This is a genomic window from Aureibaculum algae (assembly GCF_006065315.1).
Lineage (GTDB): Bacteria > Bacteroidota > Bacteroidia > Flavobacteriales > Flavobacteriaceae > Aureibaculum > Aureibaculum algae.
In genome coordinates, this window is the sequence record NZ_CP040749.1 from 4,657,261 (window position 1) to 4,680,177 (window position 22,917).

The 22,917-nt window shown below is 32.6% G+C and carries 16 protein-coding genes; 8 read left to right on the forward strand and 8 right to left on the reverse strand.

Annotation, left to right across the window (positions count from 1 at the left end; genetic code table 11):
• Positions 1-23 precede the first annotated feature (23 nt).
• Positions 24-842 carry an orotidine-5'-phosphate decarboxylase gene (pyrF, locus tag FF125_RS19735; protein WP_138951666.1) on the forward strand — a complete coding sequence of 273 codons (819 nt, stop codon included), beginning with the start codon at positions 24-26 and terminating at the stop codon, positions 840-842.
• Between the two features lie 34 nt (positions 843-876).
• On the opposite strand, the gene FF125_RS19740 is transcribed toward pyrF, so the two are convergent.
• A complete protein-coding gene (locus FF125_RS19740; RefSeq protein ID WP_138951668.1) occupies positions 877-1,398 on the reverse strand; it encodes a GTP-binding protein in 522 nt (173 codons plus the stop codon).
• A 157-nt stretch (positions 1,399-1,555) separates the two neighbouring features.
• Here FF125_RS19740 and der point away from each other — a divergent pair, with 157 nt between their 5' ends.
• Together der and FF125_RS19750 are read left to right on the forward strand one after the other, a co-directional pair.
• On the forward strand, positions 1,556-2,857 hold the full coding sequence (der, locus tag FF125_RS19745) for a ribosome biogenesis GTPase Der (RefSeq protein ID WP_138951670.1): 1,302 nt from the start codon (positions 1,556-1,558) through the stop codon (positions 2,855-2,857).
• 87 nt (positions 2,858-2,944) lie between these two features.
• A complete protein-coding gene (locus tag FF125_RS19750) occupies positions 2,945-3,532 on the forward strand; it encodes a precorrin-2 dehydrogenase/sirohydrochlorin ferrochelatase family protein (protein ID WP_138951671.1) in 588 nt (195 codons plus the stop codon).
• On the opposite strand, the gene FF125_RS19755 is transcribed toward FF125_RS19750, so the two are convergent.
• The 6 genes from FF125_RS19755 to cobA all read right to left on the reverse strand — a co-directional run bounded on the left by FF125_RS19755 (position 3,529) and on the right by cobA (position 13,176).
• Positions 3,529-4,950 carry a rubredoxin domain-containing protein gene (locus FF125_RS19755; RefSeq protein ID WP_138951673.1) on the reverse strand — a complete coding sequence of 474 codons (1,422 nt, stop codon included), beginning with the start codon at positions 4,948-4,950 and terminating at the stop codon, positions 3,529-3,531. The two genes, FF125_RS19750 and FF125_RS19755, sit on opposite strands and share 4 nt — an antisense overlap.
• 54 nt (positions 4,951-5,004) lie before the next feature.
• Positions 5,005-8,541, reverse strand: coding sequence for a nitrate reductase (locus tag FF125_RS19760; RefSeq protein WP_138951675.1), 3,537 nt, complete (start codon positions 8,539-8,541; stop codon positions 5,005-5,007).
• 157 nt (positions 8,542-8,698) lie between these two features.
• A complete protein-coding gene (locus FF125_RS19765) occupies positions 8,699-9,379 on the reverse strand; it encodes a response regulator transcription factor (RefSeq protein ID WP_138951677.1) in 681 nt (226 codons plus the stop codon).
• Positions 9,380-9,531: 152 nt separating this feature from the next.
• Positions 9,532-10,797: an alginate export family protein gene (locus FF125_RS19770; RefSeq protein ID WP_138951679.1), complete on the reverse strand. Its 1,266-nt coding sequence runs from the start codon at positions 10,795-10,797 to the stop codon at positions 9,532-9,534.
• A gap of 8 nt (positions 10,798-10,805) precedes the next feature.
• A complete protein-coding gene (locus tag FF125_RS19775) occupies positions 10,806-12,212 on the reverse strand; it encodes an MFS transporter (RefSeq protein ID WP_138951681.1) in 1,407 nt (468 codons plus the stop codon).
• Between the two features lie 187 nt (positions 12,213-12,399).
• Positions 12,400-13,176: a uroporphyrinogen-III C-methyltransferase gene (gene cobA, locus FF125_RS19780; RefSeq protein WP_138951683.1), complete on the reverse strand. Its 777-nt coding sequence runs from the start codon at positions 13,174-13,176 to the stop codon at positions 12,400-12,402.
• Positions 13,177-13,312: 136 nt separating this feature from the next.
• Between cobA and nirB the strand changes: the two genes are divergently transcribed.
• Genes nirB through FF125_RS19800 form a run of 4 tightly spaced genes read left to right on the forward strand, consistent with a single transcriptional unit; the run spans position 13,313 to position 18,675 of the window.
• Positions 13,313-15,823: a nitrite reductase large subunit NirB gene (gene nirB, locus FF125_RS19785; protein ID WP_138951685.1), complete on the forward strand. Its 2,511-nt coding sequence runs from the start codon at positions 13,313-13,315 to the stop codon at positions 15,821-15,823.
• A gap of 22 nt (positions 15,824-15,845) precedes the next feature.
• Positions 15,846-16,226, forward strand: a complete 381-nt coding sequence (gene nirD, locus FF125_RS19790) for a nitrite reductase small subunit NirD (protein ID WP_138951687.1) — start codon at positions 15,846-15,848, stop codon at positions 16,224-16,226.
• Positions 16,227-16,255: 29 nt separating this feature from the next.
• Positions 16,256-16,837 carry a DUF4202 domain-containing protein gene (locus tag FF125_RS19795; protein WP_117879794.1) on the forward strand — a complete coding sequence of 194 codons (582 nt, stop codon included), beginning with the start codon at positions 16,256-16,258 and terminating at the stop codon, positions 16,835-16,837.
• Positions 16,838-16,857: 20 nt separating this feature from the next.
• On the forward strand, positions 16,858-18,675 hold the full coding sequence (locus FF125_RS19800) for a sensor histidine kinase (RefSeq protein WP_138951689.1): 1,818 nt from the start codon (positions 16,858-16,860) through the stop codon (positions 18,673-18,675).
• Positions 18,676-18,755: 80 nt separating this feature from the next.
• Here FF125_RS19800 and FF125_RS19805 read toward each other — a convergent pair whose 3' ends face one another.
• Positions 18,756-19,943, reverse strand: a complete 1,188-nt coding sequence (locus tag FF125_RS19805) for a CynX/NimT family MFS transporter (protein ID WP_250629640.1) — start codon at positions 19,941-19,943, stop codon at positions 18,756-18,758.
• 183 nt (positions 19,944-20,126) lie between these two features.
• Between FF125_RS19805 and FF125_RS19810 the strand changes: the two genes are divergently transcribed.
• The gene (locus tag FF125_RS19810) at positions 20,127-22,913 is read left to right on the forward strand and encodes an outer membrane beta-barrel protein (RefSeq protein ID WP_138951691.1); all 2,787 of its coding nucleotides are present in this window, start codon (positions 20,127-20,129) and stop codon (positions 22,911-22,913) included.
• Positions 22,914-22,917 lie beyond the last annotated feature (4 nt).

Consider the following 22,917-nt stretch of genomic DNA (forward strand, 5'->3'; position numbering starts at 1 on the left):
TTTGTAAAAATTTATTGATTTTTATGACAAAAGAGCAACTTATTGAGCAGATTAGATTAAAAAAGTCTTTTTTATGTATTGGTTTAGATGTGGATTTGGACAAAATTCCTGAACATTTAAAAGAGCTAGAAGACCCTATATTTGAATTTAACAAACAAATTATTGACGCTACTCATCATTTAACTGTTGCTTATAAACCCAATATTGCTTTCTACGAAGCTTATGGTATCAAGGGATGGCAATCTCTTGAAAAAACGATAAATTATTTAAACCAAAATTATCCCGAAATATTTACAATTGCCGATGCCAAACGTGGTGATATCGGAAATACATCAACACGCTATGCTAAAGCTTATTTTGAAGATTTAAGTTTCGACTCTATAACCGTTGCTCCATATATGGGTAGAGATTCTGTAGAGCCTTTTTTAGCGTTTAAAGATAAATTCACAATACTTCTAGCCTTAACGTCTAATGCTGGTGGATTAGACTTTCAAACCTTAGAATATAATGATGAACAGCTTTACCAACGTGTCTTAAAAACTTCTTTAAACTATAAAAATTCAGAAAACTTAATGTACGTGGTTGGTGCAACACGACCTGAATATTTTCAAAAAATTAGAAAAATTGTTCCCAATCACTTTTTACTTGTACCAGGCGTTGGTGCACAAGGAGGAAGCTTACAAGATGTTTGTAAATACGGATTAACAGATGATATTGGACTGTTGGTAAATTCTAGTCGTGGAATTATTTACGCATCTAACGGTACTGACTTTGCTGAAAAAGCAAGTGAAAAGTCGTTGGAGTTACAACAAGAAATGAAAACAATACTTGATGCTCAATAGGCAGTCACCAAAAGTAAACTCAAACTAAAAAAAGCTACTGAATACTGGAACCTAGTATGTCTTTTACATATGCATCCAATGCAATCATTTGACTATAGCCTTTCTTTTTACCTAATTGCCCAAAAACGTAAAAAAGAATCCAAAGTATAGGCATAGCAATGCACATATACATAGAAAATTGATAATCTTGCTTTAAACTATACTTGGTATATGCCATAATTAAAAACACTATAAAAGCGAATGCAACTGCAAAATGAAAAAACATAAACATGGTCCAAACTTGAGGTTTTGGACCAAATAAACCTTTCAATATCGTTTTATCATCTTCAGTAATAATTTCGATTTGTAATTGTGGAGACCAAAAATGATCTTCCTCATCAGGAACATCAATAACTATATGACTATCAGCTGTTTTAGTTCTAAACTTTGAATCATCTTGCTTAAAATAATCTTCAAACTTTTTTAAAATAGCACTTTTATCTTCTAATAACTCCTCCTTAAAACGAGGTTTTAAAAGGATTTTATTAAGATTATCTTCAAGAATTGGTTCGCTCATAAGTGGAAAATACAAAGATAAAATTACTATTTTTTCAGTTATAATTTTTAATATTTTATACTTTTAATTTCTAATATTACCAACCGACTTTTAACTTATAGCCTCTAACTCGTGTCTTCCGACTATTTAACTTATCTTTGCAAACAATTTTGAAGTTATGAGTATAGTTGCTATTGTAGGAAGACCTAATGTAGGAAAATCCACTTTTTTTAATCGTTTAATTCAACGCCGCGAGGCTATTGTTGACGCCACTAGTGGTGTTACACGTGATAGACATTATGGAAAAAGTGAATGGAACGGGCGTGAATTTACCTTAATTGATACCGGTGGTTATGTTAAGGGTTCTGATGATGTTTTTGAAGCTGAAATCGATAAACAAGTTGAATTGGCCATTGATGAGGCTGATGTTATTCTCTTTATGGTTGATGTGGAAACCGGTGTAACCGGGATGGATGAAGATGTATCAAAATTACTTCGAAAAGTCAAAAAACCAGTATTATTAGTTATTAATAAGGTTGACAATAGTAAACGAAATGCTGATGCCGTAGAGTTCTATGCTTTAGGATTAGGAGAATATTATACCATTGCGAGTATAAATGGTAGTGGTACGGGTGACTTGCTAGATGCTATAGTAAAAGTTTTACCTGAAAGAGAAGAAGAAAACAATGACGACTTACCTCGTTTTGCGGTAGTAGGTAGACCCAATGCAGGAAAATCATCTTTTATTAATGCTTTAATTGGAGAAGACAGATACATTGTAACTGATATTGCAGGGACAACAAGAGATTCCATAGATACAAAATACAATCGTTTTGGATTTGAATTTAACTTGGTTGATACTGCAGGAATTAGACGTAAAAGTAAAGTAAAAGAAGATTTGGAATTTTACTCTGTAATGCGTTCTGTTAGAGCTATAGAACATTCTGATGTTATTATTTTAGTGCTAGATGCTACACGTGGCTTTGAAGGACAAGATCAGAACATTTTCTGGCTGGCTGAAAAAAACAAAAAAGGCATCATTATTCTTGTCAATAAATGGGATTTGGTTGAGAAAGAAACCAAAACTACTAAAGAGTATGAAGCTAAAATAAGAAGAGAAATTGAACCATTTACTGATGTACCCATTCTCTTTGTTTCCGTACTTACAAAACAACGCATTTTTAAAGCTATTGAAACTGCGGTTGAAGTTTTTGAAAGACGTAAAAACAGAATATCTACAAGTAAATTAAATGATACTATGTTAGATATAATAGAACGAAACCCACCACCTGCAAATAAAGGTAAATTTGTAAAAATCAAGTATTGTATGCAATTGCCTACACCTACACCACAATTTGTGTTTTTCTGTAATTTACCTCAATATGTAAAGGAAGCTTATAAGCGATTTTTAGAAAATAAAATGCGAGATATTTTCGACTTCCATGGTGTACCTATTATAATTTATTTTAGACAGAAATAAAAAACTGGTGGTATTCAGTGGTTGATACTGCGTGTTATCATATATCAAAATCTAAATCCAATTTGTTTTCTTCATAAAACTTGTAGTATGAATAATAATTTATATCCGGTATTTTTAAAAGTTAAAAATCTGAATGTACTGATTGTTGGCGGAGGTAATGTTGCTGAAGAAAAATTGACATTCTTATTAAAATCTAGTCCAGACGCTAATGTAACCATGGTTTCAACTATGTTTAGAGAGCCAACCATTGCGTTGGCAAATAAATTTGGCGTAGAAATGATTACCGATAAATACCATAAACGTTTTTTAAAAAAGAAACATATTGTTATAGCTACAACTGACAATCCTAAAGTAAATATTAAAGTTTATAATGATTGTCGTAAAAAAAGTAAATTAGTAAATGTAGCGGACAACCCACCATATTGCGATTTTTATATGGGAGGAATTGTTACAAAAGGAAATGTAAAGATAGCCATTTCCACAAATGGAAAGTCACCCACTACTGCAAAACGTCTTCGTCAATTTTTTGAAGAAGTTATACCTGAAGATGTAAACGAGTTTGTCGAAAATTTGAATACCTACAGAAAAACAATTAAAGGAGATTTTGAAGAAAAGGTAAAAGTACTGAACGAGATTACAAAAACATTGGTTGAAAAAAAAGATCCTAAAAATTAAATTTCAATCAATTTAAAAGTCGTTTTAGGCGAATCGCATACAGAACACTTATATGAACTGTTTAAATCTTCAAAAGCTGTTCCCGGATCAACATTAGCTTTTTTATCACCACAGACAGCACTATAAACTGAAAGACAATCTATACACTGATATACGGCTTCCTTCTCTTTTATATCAACCTTTTCTTCATCATCACTAACTATTTCATTACCAAACCCCTCAAAATACTTTTTACTCAATTCCATAAGCAGACCTGACAATTCAATTTTATCAACATCTTGAGCATATACGTTATACTTTTGAGTATTAGGATCAAATTTATCGCAATACAGTACATTATAAGTTGGTCTAATATCAAATTCTTTTACAATACTTGGTACAATATTCTTCTCAATAACTATTGAAGTAAAATAAATATTACCTGCACCTCGATTTGCTATTGAAAAGGTTAAACCATAGGTACTAATATCATTCTGGTCAAAATCCATTACAATGAACTTTTTAAGCGATAACGCTTCTTCATCATTTACAGGAATATGCCAATTCAGTTCCAACAAAGAATGCCTAACATTAATTCCTGATTTACCTAAAAGCTTCTCTAGCATTAATTTACTTGTTTTAGGAATACCTTTTACAATAATTGATTTCCAAGGAGTAATACATAATTTACCCACCTTATTGTCTAGACAAAAATCACAAAATTCTCTTAGAAAGTCTAAGTAATATTTATTATTTCTCCAATACAAACCAAGCCAATAGTGAGATGTACCTATTTTATTCATACCTTCATAATAAGGAAAAGGATGAAATTCTAATTCTAATTTAGAGTCAATAGTTCTACTATTTGTTTCTAGATTACCATTTACAAGTTCAAAAAGGTCATCGATATTTTTGGCTTTTAAATACAACGCTTCAATTGTTTCAGAAATACTAGGAATATCCCAACTATTGATTAAAACCTTATAATAAACCGACTCTGACCAATTTGGCAATCTCAGATGTAGGTACCAGTAATCTTCATGTTCAGATGCAATGAAATTTAATTGACCACTAAATAATGGAACCAATTGTTGTTTTGGATCTGTAATATTAATTTTTAGCGACGGTTTATATTTAAAAGCTTCTAATATATAAAGGTAAGTAACCCCACTCAACCATCTAGTTGATGGAAAAATATCTGAAGAAACATAAGAACAAACTATATTTTGATAATTAGAATCAGAAACTATAGTGGAGTTTAAAGCTAGTGCGTCATCTTCAAAATTAGCATCCAATACATATGCTGGAAATATTATATCTTGCCGTGACCCTAAATGTAAGGTATCAAGTCCTAGAGATTCAGCATAATTAATAATCTGTTTTAACTCACTTGGAGATATAATTCCACCTTTTATTGATACTCCTTTTAAATCTTTCATCTCCTAAAATATAATTTTTTAATACTTCAATTTTGATTTCCTTCTATTTTCGTATTAAACCTTAACTGTATTTAGTTTTAAGGTTTCTGAAAGAAAATGCTTTACCTCTGGCTTACAGCTCCCACATCCCATACCTGCTCCGGTGGTTTTACACAATTCTGCAAAATCTGTACATCCTTCTAAGATGGTATCTTCTAAATTACCCGTTCCTATTTGACTGCAAGAGCATACCAACTTCCCTTTTACAGGAACAGACGAGCTATTTGACCTCAGAATTTCAGACCTTTTATCTGACAATTCTATTTCATCTTCAATTAAAACTTTGAACTCTGCAAATTCATTTTTATCGCCCATTAATATGACCCCTACTAATTTATCATCTTTGATGATGCATTTTTTATAATACCTCTGAGAGATATCCATAAAAATAACTTCTTCATAAGACTTATCATTAACTGGAGCTTTTACCATACCAATACTACACAAATCTAAATCTTCAAATTTTAGAATATTCATTAGCACAGAACCTGAATAGATACTACTTAGATCTCCAAGTAAATACTTAACAACAACATCTGCTTGCTGTTCAGCTGCCGATGTTATTCCGTACAAATTATTATTAAATTCTGCAATTTCACCAATGGCATAAATATGTTCATCACTTGTTTGTAAATATTGATTTACAATTACACCTCTTCTAGATTCTAATTTAGCTTGTTTTGCTAATTCTATATTTGGTAACGTACCAATAGCATAAACTAAAGCATTACAATTAATAATCTTACCTGTTTTTAATGTAACCGACAATCCATCACCTACTTCATCGTCAAAAACAGTACTTACTTCATTATCAAAATAAATTTGAATACCACGTTCAGAAACGTCATCCGCTAAAAGCCTACTAGCCGCACTATCTAATTGACGTTCCATCAATCTTGAAGCTCTTTGTATTATGGTTACAGGTATGTTCTTTTTATTTAAAGTTGCGGCAAGCTCCAACCCTAACAAACCACCACCAACGACCACAACATGCTTGTCTTCATCTGGAAGCTGCGTTTTATCTAAATGTCGTTTTAAATTATCCGCATCTTGTCTACTTCGTAATGTAAACCTGCCTGGCAATTCTAAATTGGCATTCGTTGGAACAAAAGCCCTACTACCTGTTGCCATTATAAGGACATCATAAGAATGTTGATCTCCATTACTATCGGTAATAACTTTATTTTCCTTATCAAGTTTATCAATTAGCACACCCGGAAACAGCTGCAATTTGAGCTTTGCTACTTCTCCCTTTTTTAATTTTTCTAATTCTTTCCAACTAAGTTCGTCACTTACATATTCTGGAAGTAAAACCCTATTATAAAAAATATCATTTTCCTTTGAAAATACTAAAATTTCATCATCTAAATTCCTGTCCCTATAACTTTGAATAAACCGATAAGCTGCTGCTCCTGCTCCAACAATACAAATTTTTTGTTTTTCTTTTTTGTACTTAGAAACCTCAACAGCACTATATTTATAATCGGGTTCTTTTGAGACAGGATCTATTAAATTACTTGTTAAATTATTTGCTCTACCAAAGTCTTCTCCTAAAATTCTGCCCCAGTGCATTGGCATAAAAACCACTCCTTTTCTGATATCAAAACTCAACTTAACTTTAACCCTAACTTCCCCTCTATTATTTTTAATTATCGCAACATCTCCATCTTTTAATTTTCTCAAATAAGCATCGACATTATTCATTTCTAAATAAGGCGATGGAATATGTGTATTTAATCTATTAACAACACCTGTTCTTGTTCTTGTGTGCCATTGATCTCTTATGCGGCCTGTTGTTAAAATGAGAGGATGCTCTTCTGATAATTTTTCCGATTGATTTAACGTATGAACCGGAACATTAAACTGAGCGTTACCTGATGGTGTAAAAAACTTTTTATCAGTAAAAAGTCTCGGTGTACCCCTATGAGTACTGTTAGGAACTGGCCACTGAAAACTACCTTCTCCTTTTAATCTTTGATACGACAAACCTGAAATATCTATTGCAGTACCTTTAGTCATTAAACTATATTCATCAAAAACCTCACTTGCATTTTCATAATCGAAACCAGTAAAACCCATTTTTTGAGCAAATTTCAATAGAATTTCAAGATCAGGTAATGCTTCTCCTGGTGGATCAATAACTTTATTTAAGTAACTAATTCTTCTCTCCGAATTAGTCATTGTTCCTTCTTTTTCCGCCCATCCAGCCGCAGGCAACAACAGGTCTGCATATTTTGTAGTATCTGAGTTATGAGAGATGTCTTGAACAACTACAAAGTTTGCTTTTTTAAGAGCCTCCTCTACTTGCAGAGAGTCTGGTAAACTCACAACAGGGTTGGTACATACAATCCATATCGCTTTTAATTTACCTGAATTTAATCCTTCAAACATTTCTGTTGCTGTTAAACCAGGATTTTCTGAAATCTCTTGACTTCCCCAAAAGTTTGACACTTCTTTTCGATGTACTGGATTCGCCAAATCTTTATGTGCGGCTAACAAATTAGCCATTCCTCCAACTTCTCTACCTCCCATAGCATTGGGCTGACCTGTTAAAGAAAAAGGACCCGCTCCAGGTTTACCTATCTGACCTGTTAGCAGTGAAATATTAATTAACGATACATTTTTATCTACACCAATAACACTCTGGTTTAACCCCATAGTCCACATACTAATAAAGGCTTTTGACAAGCCTATATATTGCGATGCTTTTTTGATATCATTTACAGAAATACCACAAATTTTAGCGGCCTCAGAAAAAGAAGTTTTACATGCTTTTTCTTTAAGCTCTTCAAAATTATCAGTATGATTTTTTATGAATTTTTTATCTATTAACTTTTTCTCTATTAATCTTTTTGCAATAGCGTTGTACAACACAACATCAGTACCGGGTATAATTTGTAAATGCAAATCTGCAATGGCACACGTTTGTGTTTTACGCGGATCAACAACAACAATTTTTACATTTGGATTTTCTTCTTTATGTTTCTCTAAACGTCTGAATAATATTGGATGACACCATGCAGGATTAGCTCCTGCTATTAGAAAACAATCTGCCAATTCTATATCTTCATATGATATTGGTACTGCATCATCACCAACAGATTTCTTATAACCAACTACGGCTGAACTCATACACAAACGTGAGTTTGTATCAATATTATTAGTTCCTAAAAACCCTTTTGTGAGTTTATTGGCTATGTAATATTCTTCCGTTAAACACTGACCAGAAACATAGAAACCAACACTATCCGGGCCATGTCTTTTTATTATTGATTTAAAAACAGCTGCGGCTCTTTCCATAGCCACATCCCAAGTCGTTTTTTGTAAGGGCAAATCTCTACTCCAACGCATTTCAGGATGTAAGATTCTATCAGAAGTGTCTTGAACAACGTAGTTGAGATTCATCCCTTTTGAACAAAGCATCCCTTTGTTTACAGAATACGCTTTATCTCCCTCTACTTTAAGTCCCCCTTTTGAATCTTTGTGAACAACGATACCACAGCCTACACCGCAATAAGAACAAATAGTTTTATATGAATTACTGATAGCCATAAATAGTTAGCGTTAGTGTGAAATAATATTTACCAAAGATAAAAAATTACGTATTAATACGTAATTTTAATAGTGTTATATATCGCTAAAAATGAGCCTTTAATTTTGATGAATTACTAGAGAATGGTGGTTTATTAAACCGAATAAGTAAAAAATACTAGTTTAGACCTAGTTTTGAAGCCTTAACTGAAAGTTCTATTAAATTCTTTACGTTCATTTTTTTCATCAAATTAAACCTATGTGTTTCAATAGTTCTCTTACTTTTATCTAGCTCTAATGAAATTTCTTTATTGGTTTTCCCCAATAAAATTAGTCGAAGAATTTCAATTTCTTTTTTTGTTAAGTGAAATTCATCAGTTGTAACTGCAGAAGTATCACTTAAAACGTCGGCTGATACTATTGGTGAAGATTTTTTGAGCAGGTTATTTACAATTACAGTACTAATGTCTCCACTAAAATATTTTCCACCATTACCAACAGTATGAATAGCTTTTAAAACCTCCTCTTTACTGGCATCTTTTAGCAGATACCCCATAGCCTTTGCTTCAATAGATTTTAAAATATACTCTTCAGAATCATGCATTGACAATACAATTGCTTTTGTTTTGGTTGGCTTTTGATTTAATATGCTAACAGCATCTATACCATTCATTTCTGGCATTCTTACATCTATTATTAGTAAATCTGGTTCATATTTATCAACCAATTGCAATGCCTCCTTACCATTAGCAGCTTCACCAACCACCTCTAAATCTTTTTCGTCTTCTAATAAATATTTCACACCATCTCTTACAATCGCATGATCATCTGCTAAAACTATCCTGATTTTTTCTTTCAAAATTATTCTGTTTGGGTCATCAAATATAAGCTATTAATACTTAAATTTAAAAATATAACTAAGTACAAACACTCAATTACTTATTAAGTATTTTTACTAAAGAGAAAACCCTTCTTACAGCATAACAGTGTGTTAATTTTTAATAGACTCGTTTACAAAAATTTTGGTTTAATAACCAACATTAACCAAACCCAATTTTGACCATTTGCAGCCAATGACTCATCCAATCCTTTCAATTCATACATACCATCTGAAGCAAACATTTGTGAGTAACCTGCTTTTAGTGCATATCCTTTAAATGATTGAGAAAAAACTAAATCCAATTCTGTTCCTAAGTTTTTTTCACCACTAGGTAGTTTTTGTTCGCCTGAAAAGTTTAATGCTTTCACTAAAAGACTTGATTTTTCTCCTAATTTGAAATTAGCACTCACATGCACATCCACCAATCCAATCGAGTTAGCATGATTACCTACATAAAAATAATCCATAAATCCGTTAAATTTATGATTTGTTCCATACAATGGAAAGAAAGCTCCTGTTTCACCAGCACCTCCATCATTACCACTAATAACCTCGGCTCCTAACCCCAAACTTACTTTATTACCTGCTTTTAAACTCAAATCTAAACTGGCCAAATACGCTCCCTTTACATCAACTTCACCCTGTCTTTTACCTGTTTGAAAGTATAGGTTTCCTGCCAATCCAAATTTACCTTTGTTATACTCTAAATGGGTACCAAAAGTTTGTAAATTACTAACCCCATCTCCTGTTTCACCATCTTCATCAAATTCCTGAAATCCATTATTTAATGCTAAAAAACTTCCTGAAAGTGATTTCCCTGATTTTTTAAGATATAAATATTGCATTGTTTTATATGAAAAATATCCTTTTGTATTATAGATATTTCCGCTTGATATAAATCCTGACGGGTTGTCATAATCTTGATTAAAAGCCAACCCAAGGTCAAACATAAAACTACCTTTTTTATATTTTAACAAAGCGGCATCATGATTACGCCCTTGTTGAGCCCAATCAAGCCCACCCATTATTCTTTGATCATCATATGCAATAGCTTGGCGACCAAATTTAGTGGATACATTTTCACCCAATTTTAAATCAGCCCAAGCTTGAAATATTGCAAATGAATTATTATCATCATCCGGTAAAATTTGCCTATTCTCACCCCAAACCATAACATCTTGAAGACTAATGAAAAGGTTTAACGCATCTGTTTTATAACCAAACTTTAATCTTGCCCTTGTAGACACGCCAAAACCTGGCTCAGCATCTTTAGCAATTAAACTTCCAAAACCATTTCTAAATTCAGTTCGAGGTCTTAACTCACCTTCGAGTGAAAATTGAGCAGACATACACGTTGTAAAAAACAACCCTATAATTAATAATATATGCTTATTCATATCTTTTTTTATTTATCGGCCAATGCCACTCTAATTGGTTCAACTTCATCTGTACTTTCTTCTGTGGCAAACTTAATAGCCAATGAGGATACTGCTGCCAATAAAATTAGCATACTAATAATAAAATAACCACTAGAAACTGCTAAAGAAGAGGCTTGCCCTTGTGCAATTTCAATTATCTCAGCAGCCATTCCTTGATTAGAAGCTATAGCGGTTTGTTCGGCCACCGCTGATTTTGATTTCAATAACATCGCCGCTAAGAAAGCTCCTACATTTCCTCCTGCCCCTACTATTCCAGATATTGAACCTATCGCTTTTTTATTGATAAATGGTACTACAGAAAAAGTGGCACCTTCCGCCATTTGTACCGTTAAACTAAAAGCAATTAGAAATAATATACCTAGCGGTAAATAAGTTATTGTAGAAAATATAGAAAGCATTACGCCTTCTAACGCCAAGATAAATGATAAAAATAACACCCTTCCTCTAAGCCCTCTTGATTTACCAAACATATCGCCAAAAAAACCACCTAATGTTCTTGCAAAAATATTCATCAAGGCAAAAGACAACACGATATTACCTGCCATAGACCTAGTTAAACCAAAGGTGTTTTGAAGATAATCATCCATAGTACCATAAACCGTTAATTCGATTCCAAAGCAGGCTGCATAAACAAAAAATAAAATCCATACTCTATAATCTGATAGCACTTCTTTAAAACCTACTTGATCTTTTTTAGTGGCTACAAACTCCCCTTTCGCCTTTAATTCTTTAAAATTTCCGGCAGGGGTATCTTTCGTAAAAAAGAAATAAACAATCCCCATTAGAAAACATACAACACCAGCAATTACCATTGAATACCTCCATGCATTAGCTTCATCTGCCAAACCAAAACTAATTACAGCAGCCGCAATAATTGGCATCCCTAATCTATTAGCTCCCCCACCTAAATTACCCCATCCTGCAGAAGTTGCATTTGCAGTACCAACAATGTTTGATGCAAACATTATAGAAGTATGAACCTGTGTTATAACAAAGGAAGCTCCAATAAAACCAATAAATAATCGACAGATTAAAAACTGTAGTGGAGTTTGTACAAACCCAATTAAGATTACCGGAATTGCCCCTAACATTAACAACCAAGTATAACAGAGTCTTGGCCCATACTTATCGCATAATTTACCAATCACCAATCTAGCAAACACCGTACCGGTTACCGCCAAAATAATTGAATTCCATTTTTGTTCAGGACTTAAACCTAAATCTTTAACCACATCTGGCATAAAAGGCACAATGCCAAACCAAGCGAAGAAACAAAGGAAAAATGCAACTGAGGTAATCCAGAATGTTCTGGTTGAAATACTTTTGAAGTTTAATAATTCTAATTTACTGGCTTTTGGATAATTCGAAGTCATAATTAAATATTTACAAGATTAATAACAAATTATGTTACAAATGTAAATATCTACGTATTTATACGCAATTTAATGTATGTTAAATTAAGTATTTTTACTTATTTTTATATTATTCTAAATTTAAACATGATAAAAATAAGTATTTAATAAAATCCCATTACTCAACTTAGCAATATGAAATTATTAATTATAACGACAACTCTAACACTCTTTGAATTTCCTCATCCATAAACGAAGTACTCTCAGAAACAACATCACCAAAAACAATAATCCCAGGAACGGTCACATCTATTTCTTTAGCAATATTAGCAGTATTATTGATTGCACCTGTCATTATTTTTTCATCAACACAAGTACCATTCTGAATTACCGCAAAAGGCGTATACCCCTGTCTGTATTTCTGTACCTCATTTATAAGTAATGAAAATTTACGCAAACCCATTAACACTACAATTGTTGCGGAAGACTGTGCAGCAAGGGCAAAATCTTTAGGCAAACTCCCATCAGAAACAGTCGCCGTAATAACCCAAAAACTATTACTAATACCTCTCTTTGTCAAGGGTATACCCTGAGAGGCTGGTACGGAAATAGCACTACTTACGCCAGGTACTAACTCCGTTTCTATACCACGACTTTCCACATAATCAATTTCTTCACTACCTCTACCAAACACAAATGGATCACCTCCCTTTAACCGAACAACAGTGCCATAATTAATTGCATTAGTTACCAACATTTCATTAATGTCATCTTGAGAATACTTGTGATTATTATTTCTTTTACCGACATATATACAGGGTACATTTTTATTTGCATAACTAAGTATTTCTTTATTAACGAGTGCATCATATAATATGATATTGGCCTGCTTAATGGCATTATATCCTTTTATAGTTAACAAATCTTTATCCCCTGGTCCCGCACCAACTAATATAACTTTCGAATTTATTTTATCATTTTTCATATATATGTATAATTTAAGTGGGTAAAACTTATTATTCCACAATAATACGTAATCGAACCCAAATATTACGTATATTTTTTCAATTATTACGTATTTATACTTATTTTTGCTTTGTATAAATTGAAAATTATTAAGTATGAAAACCATAATAGTTGTTGGAAATGGAATGGTAGGTTACAAATTTTGTGAAAAACTTGTTGCTAATGAAGAAAGCAAAGCCTTTAAAATAATTGTTTTTGGAGAAGAACCAAGACCTGCTTATGACAGAGTTCATTTGAGCGAATTTTTTGCCAACCAAGATGCAAAAGCTTTAGAAATGGCACCTGTAGAATGGTATATTGAAAATAACATTGAACTGATCATTAGTGAAAGAATAACGGACATTCACAGAGCTAATAAAAAAATAACGACGGTTAAAAACCGTGAGTTCTCATATGACTATTTGGTACTAGCCACTGGGTCTTCCGCATTTGTACCTCCTATAAAAGGTGTAGAAAAAGAAGGTGTCTTTGTATATAGAACAATTGAAGACTTAGAAGGAATGCTTGCTTATGCTGCAAAATTAAAAGGTAAGAATCCAAATGCCAGAGCTGCAGTTCTTGGAGGTGGATTGTTAGGTTTGGAAGCCGGAAAAGCTGTTATGGACATGGGCTTAGAACCGCATATTGTTGAGTTTGCCCCAAAATTAATGCCAAGACAATTAGACTCTCGGAGTAGTCAAGTGTTGCAATTAAAATTAGAATCTATTGGTTTAAACATACATTTAAGCAAAGCTACAAATCAAATATTAGGAGAACATGCTATAACAGGAATGGAATTTGGAGAAGATGATGTGTTGGATGTTGAAATGCTTGTAATTTCTGCAGGTATTCGCCCAAGAGATGAACTAGGAAAATCATGTGATTTAGAAATGGGAGTTCGTGGCGGAATTGTGGTAGACAATAAAATGCAAACCTCAGATGAAAATATTTATGCTATTGGTGAGGTTGCACTTTACAACCAGATGATTTATGGATTAGTAGCCCCAGGCTATGAAATGGCAAATGTTGCTGTTGCTCAAATTTTAGGAAAACAAGAAACCTTAATGGCAGCAGAAATAGACATGTCTACCAAGCTAAAACTGATTGGAGTAGATGTTGCTAGTTTTGGAGAACCATTTATGCCCGCCGCCAAAGGACACTCTGTTATTTTTGAAAATAAAACACAACATCTTTATAAAAGAATAAATGTTAGCCTTGATGGTAAAAAACTATTGGGTGGAATTCTTGTAGGAGATGCATCTGATTATAATATGCTTCACCAAGTGTATTTAAATAGTATGCCTATCCCTGAAGACCCATCTCAACTAATATTACCTGCAAGTGAAGGCGGAGCTTTTGGTAGTGCAATGGATTTACCAGATAACGCTGTAGTATGTTCTTGTGAGAATGTTACGAAAGGTCAAATTTGCTGTTCTGTATCAGATGATGGAAATGAAACACTTAAAGATGTAGCCAAGGCAACTAAAGCAAGTACCAGTTGTGGTGGTTGTAAACCCATGGTTGATGATTTGGTTAAAGAGACTTTAAAGTCTTTAGGCAAAGTTGTAAAAGAACGTATTTGTGAACATTTTGATTATTCACGTCAAGAATTGTACGATATCGTTAAAATGAAAGAGATTAAAGATTTTGACCTACTTTTAGATTCACATGGAACAGGAAATGGATGTGAAATATGCAAACCATTAGCCGCTTCATTATTTGCAAGCATCTTTAATGAAACTGCCAACAAACAGGAAACTATTCAAGATTCTAATGATAGATATTTAGCCAATATTCAGCGTAATGGAACCTATTCTGTAGTACCACGTGTTGCAGGTGGAGAGATTAGCCCAAAACAACTAATTGCCATGGGGAGGATTGGTAACAAATATGATTTATACACTAAAATAACCGGAGGTCAACGTATTGTTATGTTCGGAGCACAACTACATGAACTTCCATTAATATGGGAAGAACTAATAGCCGAAGGGTTTGAAACGGGACAAGCCTATGGAAAATCATTACGTACTGTAAAAAGTTGTGTGGGATCTACATGGTGTAGATATGGTTTAGATGAAAGTGTAAGTTTTGCTATTGAAATTGAAAACAGATATAAAGGGATACGTTCTCCACATAAATTTAAAGGTGGTGTGTCTGGATGTATCCGAGAATGTGCAGAAGCTAGAGGAAAAGATTTTGGTTTTATCGCTGTAGAAGGGGGTTGGAATATTTATATCGGTGGTAATGGAGGTGCAAATCCGAAACATGCCGTATTACTTGCAGAAAAAGTAGACAAAGAGACTGCTATTAAATATGTAGATCGCTATTTAATGTTTTATATACGAACAGCACAGCCTTTAATGCGAACTGCCGCTTGGTTAGACAAGCTTGAAGGTGGCATTGACTATGTAAAAGATGTAGTAATAAATGACTGCTTAGGTATCGTAAAACAATTGGATGAAGAAATGCAGTTTATGGTAGACACCTATAAATGCGAATGGACTGAAGCTGTAGAAAATCCAGAGATAAGAGCCAGATACACTCATTTTGTCAATTCGGATGAAGAAGATAAAAATATAGAATTTGTTAACCTAAGAGAACAAAAAATGCCAACTCCTTGGGCATAAGTTTTCTTATAAAAATAATACAATGTTAGATACACTATTAAAAGATTATAGCACGGTCCCTTTAGAAAGTGTTACCGTATGGTTTAAGGCTGCAGAAATTAGCAAATTTCCAAAAAATGGCGGTGCCTGCGTAAAATACAAAGAAAAACAAATTGCTGTTTTCAATTTTTCTAGGCAACATAAATGGTATGCGTGTCAAAATCTTTCACCAGAAAAAAAAGAAATGGTACTATCTAGAGGGATGATTGGAGATGATAAAGGAATTCCTAAAATTGCTTGCCCTTTGCATAAAAAAACATTCTCATTAGAAACAGGTGAGAATTTAAATGGCGAATTAGATCCAATTGCAATATATCCAGTGAAAATTGAGGATAACTTTGTGTATATCGGATTTTCTGAATAAGTTTGAAGTACAATCATTGCCTATAAACTGTGAATACAAAATACGAAAACGCAATAGCATTATTTGACAAAGCAAATTCAGATGATCCTAATAAAGAAATTTGGAACGGTACAACGTACCCTAAAGAATTACTTTATGCTCAAAGAATGACTGAAAAATTAGATCTTTTTGAGCCCAATGCATCTTACGCTTTAAAATTGGCCGTTAGATGTCAACATATTTGTAGATGGCAAATACCAAGAGATTCTTATGAAATGAATAGAAAAGGTTATTTGACTTGGAGAAGTGACCTATCCGTATTTCATGCTAAAACAGCATCAGAAATTCTAAAAACTGTTGGTTTTGATGAAGAATTTATAAATTCGGTCACTTTTCTTTTAAAGAAGAAACAACTTAAAAAAAATAAAGATACTCAGATCTTAGAAGACGTAATCTGTTTGGTATTTTTAGATTATTATTTTGAAACTTTTTCAGGAAAATATTCTGAAGAAAAACTGATTGACATCTTAAAAAAAACATGGGCAAAAATGTCTGAAAAAGGTCATGACGAAGCAATGAAAATTAACTTCTCAAAAAATTCAATACAGCTCATACAAAAAGCCTTAGCTTAATTCATCATAAATTTTACTTTGTGTCTAAACCTAAAAATAACAACATACTCGATAGTGTTATTTTCAAAAAACTAAGAAAGTTATATTTGCTTGCCTTTTTGGCAATAGCCATTACCATTATAATTTCCCAATTATTAATTCAGAATCATATTAGTACGCAAATAAATGATTCAAGAGTTATAAATATTGCTGGTAGACAACGTATGTTAAGCCAGAAATTAACCAAGGAGATTTTATTCTTAAACGACAGTGATACTTCAGACGAAAGAAAAGAAAAAATTAATCAAATTAAAAAAACGTTTCAACTTTGGTCATCTTCTCACGATGGTCTAATTGATGGAAACCAAAAATTAAGTTTACCCAAAGAAAGTAATAAAGAAATACTAACTATGTTTTCTGAGGTTGCTCTATATTTCTCACCCATAAAAAAAGCTGTTGAAAATTTACTTTTAAAATTAGAAAAGGACCCCAACACGTCAATTACTTTACTTAAAAAAGAAACCAAGAGTATCCTAACTAATGAAACTGAATTTTTAAACGCAATGGATGTTCTTGTTTTTAAATATGATGACATAAGTAAAGCCAAAGTAACTAAATTAAAATACTTAGAAACACTATTACTAGTCGTTGCTTTACTAATTCTTGCACTTGAAATTCTCCTTCTATTCAGACCTTTTTCAATAAAAATAAAAGATACAATTAACGATTTATTGAAGACTAAAGAAGAAGCTATTTTAAAAACCGAACAGCTAAATGAAATGTATATTGCTAAGGAAGAATCATTATTAGAATTACAGCAATTAAATTACGCTATTGATAATGCGGTATTGTTTGTTAGTACCAATTCAGAAGGTTCTATATTACATATGAGTAAGAAGCTACAAAACCTATTAGGACTTTCTACCAATACTATAAAAGGAGCCTTAGAAGAGTTACTTACTACTGACCTTGGGCAACAAATGTATTTAAAAGAACTTTTAAAAAATAAGGGTAGAATATGGACAGGTGAGGTTCAGATAATAACTAAAGACGACACAGACCTTTGGTTAGACATGTCTATTATTCCGCTAAAAAGAGTAAGTTTAAAACAAAAAACACTGATTTTATGTACGGATATTACACAACGGAAACATAATGAAACGGAACTAGAACGGATTTCTAAAGAAAAATATCAAGAGGAAATAGAATCACAAAAGATTCTTTCTAGTAAAATTATCGAAGCACAAGAAGAAGAACGAAAAAGAATAGCCAAAGACATTCACGATGGTATAGGCCAAATGCTAACCGCATTAAAATTTAATGCAGAATCTATCAATTTAAATAATATTGAAGTTTCTCTTAAAAAAATTGAAAACTTAAAGGCCCTTTCAAAAGAAATTATTCAAGGTGTTAGAATGGCAACTTTTAATTTGGTTCCTCCAGAATTAACGGAGTTAGGTATTTCTTCTGCACTACAAACGTTAACTGTTCAACTCTCAAAACTTACCGGGAAAAACATTGTATTTCAAAATAAAACAGACTTTGATATTAAATTAGATTCTCTCACAGAAACAAATTTGTATAGAATTACTCAGGAAGCCGTAAATAATGCCATTAAATACGCAAAAGCCAATTATATTTTTGTTTCAATTAATCATAGCTCAGATATCATGAGCATAACCATAGCAGATGACGGTATCGGTTTTGACATTGATCAAGTTAAAACAAACACAGAAAAAGGTATGGGTTTATTATTTATGGAAGAACGCATTAAATATATAAATGGTAGGATATTTATTAACTCTGTAATTGGTGAAGGCACAAATATCACTCTAAATATTAAGTTAGATAAAATTTAAACTTACAATACAAATCTAATATCTATAAAAGGTTGTTTCCAAATGCTGTTCGTATTCTGAATTTCTTCTTTACCTACCAATTACACCTCACCTGGTTTCCCTATATACAATCCTGAAAACAATTTCAATACCGATACTACTAACAACAACATAAGTGCATACACCCAACTTCCTGTAAAATCAAAAATACTGGCAAAAATAAAGGGCCCTGTAGCAGCAATTATATACCCAATTGATTGTGCCATACCAGATAATTCGGTTGCCGATGCGGTATTATGCGATCGCAAAACGATAAAAAGTAAAGACAACCCAAAAGAACCTCCTAATACGAATCCGATTAAAGAAACCCAAATAGCAACGCCACCAAATTGAGGTAGCATAAGCCCAATAATTCCAATGATTTCCATCAAAATCAAAACCCATACAATACTCCGTTGATCTTTTCTTCTACCTGCAATAATGGGCACAATTAATGAAGCCAAAATCCCTGTTGCTTGCGATAAAGAAAGCATCCACCCCGCATAATCAGCTTCAAAACCTCTACTAATTAAAATAGCCGGTAACCAAGCTAAAATTACATAAAAGGTTAATGACTGTAAGCCCATAAAAATGGCCACTTGCCAAGCCAATCTAGACTTGGTGAGTGATTTCATCGCTTTTATAAAATCATTCTTTATGGGAGGCCTTTTTAATCTGTTAACTTGAGGAAACCAAATGATTGCCGCAATAAAAGCCAAGAGTGCCCAAACTACTAGTGATTCTCTCCAACCTACACCTTTTATATGCGTCAAAGGTACACTTACACCTGCGGCCAATGATGCACCTACAGCCATTACTGCAGAATACAAACTGGTAACTAATCCTGAATTTTTAGAAAAATTACGTTTTGTTATACCCGGCAATAATACATTACCAAAAGCGATGGAGATTCCAAATAGTAGTGTTCCGAAATAAAGAAAAAAATTACCTTCAATGTACCGTATCAAAATCCCGATTATTAAGAGTATCATAGCTCCAAATAAGGTTTTACCAATACCAAAACGATTTGTAAATAAAGGGGTCAGCATTGAAATAACTCCAAAAGCAATTAGAGGTAACGTGGTTAACAAACCTAACATCGCATTTGAAAGACCTGTAGCCAATTTAATATCATCAACCAAGGGACCAACTCCAGCAATAGCAGGTCGCAAATTTAGAGCAATAAACAAAATACCAATTAGCAATAAAATATTGGCTGATTTTGATGTAGTTTTCATTGAATCTGTCATTGATGTAGTTTTCTAAAAAATAGAAGTGCGAAAGTATTAAACCTTAACGACAATTAATCATACATATCTACATAACTATCAAAACCACTTTTAAGATTTATTTAACAAAACTTTAAACTAATTATTTAGTTCACTGAAATGATTTTACGTTTATTTGTTTTTCAACCCACTGTCAACCCAATAATGAAAAATCTTATCACCTGTATAGTACTGCTATGCACTGTCGCTATTTTTGCACAATCTAAACCTTATCAAATTTCAGGAACTATTGTTTCCGAAACCGACAATACACCACTTGAATCTGCCACTGTATATTTAGAACGAGCAAAAGATAGTACTCTTGTCACTTACACTATTACAGATGAAAACGGTCATTTTAAATTAGAAGGAAAATCTTCATGGAAAAAATTCAGAATTAACGTTTCATTTATTGGATCTAAAACGTATAGCAAACTAATTAACTATCAAAATACTCCGATAAATTTGCAAACTATTAAATTAGCTGATGCCAATTTATTAGACGAAGTGCTTATAAAATCTAGATCGCCAATTACAATAAAAAAGGATACCCTAGAATTTAACGTGAGTTCTTTTAAAACTAAAAAAGATGCCAATGTAGAAGATGTATTAAAAGAATTACCGGGTGTAGAAGTTGATGAAAATGGTAAAATAACAGTGAATGGAAAAGAGGTAAGCAAAATACTAGTCAACGGTAAACCTTTTTTCGGTGATGACCCAACTATTACCACAAGGAGTTTAACCAAAGATATTATTGAAAAAATTCAAATTACAGATACAAAAACAAAATCGCAAGCCTTTACAGGAGAGGAAAGTACTGGTGATGATAAGACTATTAATTTAACTATTTCCAAAGAAAACAATAAAGGTGTTTTTGGACGTGTTTCAGCAGGTGGTGGTACTGACAAACGCTGGGAAGGTGCCGGTATGTTTAATTATTTTAATAACGATAGGCGAATTAGTGTATTAGCGGGTGGTAACAATATTAACTCATTAGGCTTTAGTTTTGGAGAAATTGAAAAAATGTTTGGTGGCGGAAAAGCTTCTTACCGTATGGGACCCGGCGGGCAAGTTTCTTATTCCATCGGTGGCAGATCTTTTGGTGGTGGACAAGGAGTAACAACATCTAAAAATACTGGCTTTAATTATGCCGATAAAATCGGAAAAAAGATAGATATATCCACTGACTACTTTTACTCTAACAGTAATTCAGATGATAAAAGTTCTAAAGAAAGGGAAAATATTTTACCCGATGAAAGGTATTTTACACGTTCAGAATCCACGTCATCCAATCAATCAGAAAATCATAAAGCAAATCTAGAGTTTGAAATAAACATTGATACTACATTATACATTAACATTCAACCATCAATCGGGTATTCAACAAACAAAAGAGAATATGATGAATACGAAAATTCTAGTGATGATACTAGTGTTTTAACGAATGAATCTACTACAGAATCTTTCGTCGAAAGCACCGCTAAAAGTTTTGAAAATGAATTTAGTATTACCAAAAAATTCGGCACTAAAGGTTCGTTTCTAAAGTTTGAATTGAACAACGAATTTCGCTCTAATACTAGCGACGACTTTCTAAATTCTCAAACTGAAATTTATGGAAACACACCTGAAACGATAACAAGAGATCAGTATACTGATGGTAAAAATGATAATAATAGTTTTGATACAGAACTCACTTATCGAATACCCATAATTGGTAAAGAATTTTATATCGATTTACAACATGAGTATAGCAGAGATAAAAATGAGAATATTAAAAGTACTTATGACTTTAACGATACGGCACAAGATTTTACCGATTTTAATACTGATTTAAGTACAAACTATGAATATCTAAACAAAACGAGTGATCAAGGTGTGCGATTAAATTATAGAAAAGATAAAATTTATTTTAATTTGAGAGGTTCTCATGTATACCGAGTGCTGGAAAATAAAGATGTCTTAAGACCAGAGCTTGATTTAAAACGAAATTTTAATACGTTTTCAGCTTCATCCCGATTTAGATATCAATTCAGTTCTAAAAAATCATTTGGATTTCGTTATAGCTTAAGAAGTAGAGTGCCTCAGCTAAGTCAATTACAACCCTTTACAGACATCTCAAATCCGTTGAATATTAGAATAGGAAATCCGAATCTAGTTCCATCTAACGAACATAGTATCAATATGAATTTCAATAGTTTTGATTTTCAAAAAGGTTCTGGATTTTACAGCTATTTATGGTCAGGTTTAACTAATAATCAAGTTATTGCCAAAACCACAATTGATGAAAATTTCTTAAGGTCAACTACCTACGCCAATGTTAACGGCACCTATCAATTAGGTATTGGTAGTGGTTTTAACAAATCGATAAAAATAGATTCTGTAAAAACGATTAAACTTCGATTAGGCCTAAATGTGAATACAAATAAAAATATAAATTTTAATAATGATGTAAAATATGCTTCTAAAAACACAACCATTACTCCTAATATGTCACTTACATTTGAATGGAAAGACCTTTTCGAAATAAGACCTAATTATCGTTTGTCTTTTGCCAACAACACTTTTGATATTGATCAATTTAATGACACAAAATTTGTAACACATTGGTTAGGTATTGAAACAACTACAACTATACCTAAACAATTGGAATGGAATAATAACATAACATATACTTACAATCCTAATATTGCTGATGGTTTTCAGAAAAGTGCTTGGTTTTGGAACTCCACAGTATCTTATTCTATTATGAAAGATAAGGGTATGATTAGTTTAAAAGCTTACGATTTACTAAATCAGAACACCAATGCAAGAAGAGTTACTAACGAAAACTACATTGAAGATTCACAGAGTACTGTTTTACAACAATATTTTATGATTGGGTTTAGTTACAAATTTAATACACTTGGCAAAGCAGGTGAAGTAAGAAAAGGTCGGAGATTTAGACGATTCTAGACTT

Bases quoted from the DNA above. Each gene is read 5' to 3' on its own strand.
- pyrF (WP_138951666.1), top strand. From the start codon at position 24: ATGACAAAAGAGCAACTTATTGAGCAGATTAGATTAAAAAAGTCTTTT.
- FF125_RS19740 (WP_138951668.1), bottom strand. From the start codon at position 1,398: ATGAGCGAACCAATTCTTGAAGATAATCTTAATAAAATCCTTTTAAAA.
- der (WP_138951670.1), top strand. From the start codon at position 1,556: ATGAGTATAGTTGCTATTGTAGGAAGACCTAATGTAGGAAAATCCACT.
- FF125_RS19750 (WP_138951671.1), top strand. From the start codon at position 2,945: ATGAATAATAATTTATATCCGGTATTTTTAAAAGTTAAAAATCTGAAT.
- FF125_RS19755 (WP_138951673.1), bottom strand. From the start codon at position 4,950: ATGAAAGATTTAAAAGGAGTATCAATAAAAGGTGGAATTATATCTCCA.
- FF125_RS19760 (WP_138951675.1), bottom strand. From the start codon at position 8,541: ATGGCTATCAGTAATTCATATAAAACTATTTGTTCTTATTGCGGTGTA.
- FF125_RS19770 (WP_138951679.1), bottom strand. From the start codon at position 10,797: ATGAATAAGCATATATTATTAATTATAGGGTTGTTTTTTACAACGTGT.
- FF125_RS19775 (WP_138951681.1), bottom strand. From the start codon at position 12,212: ATGACTTCGAATTATCCAAAAGCCAGTAAATTAGAATTATTAAACTTC.
- cobA (WP_138951683.1), bottom strand. From the start codon at position 13,176: ATGAAAAATGATAAAATAAATTCGAAAGTTATATTAGTTGGTGCGGGA.
- nirB (WP_138951685.1), top strand. From the start codon at position 13,313: ATGAAAACCATAATAGTTGTTGGAAATGGAATGGTAGGTTACAAATTT.
- nirD (WP_138951687.1), top strand. From the start codon at position 15,846: ATGTTAGATACACTATTAAAAGATTATAGCACGGTCCCTTTAGAAAGT.
- FF125_RS19805 (WP_250629640.1), bottom strand. From the start codon at position 19,943: ATGACAGATTCAATGAAAACTACATCAAAATCAGCCAATATTTTATTG.
- FF125_RS19810 (WP_138951691.1), top strand. From the start codon at position 20,127: ATGAAAAATCTTATCACCTGTATAGTACTGCTATGCACTGTCGCTATT.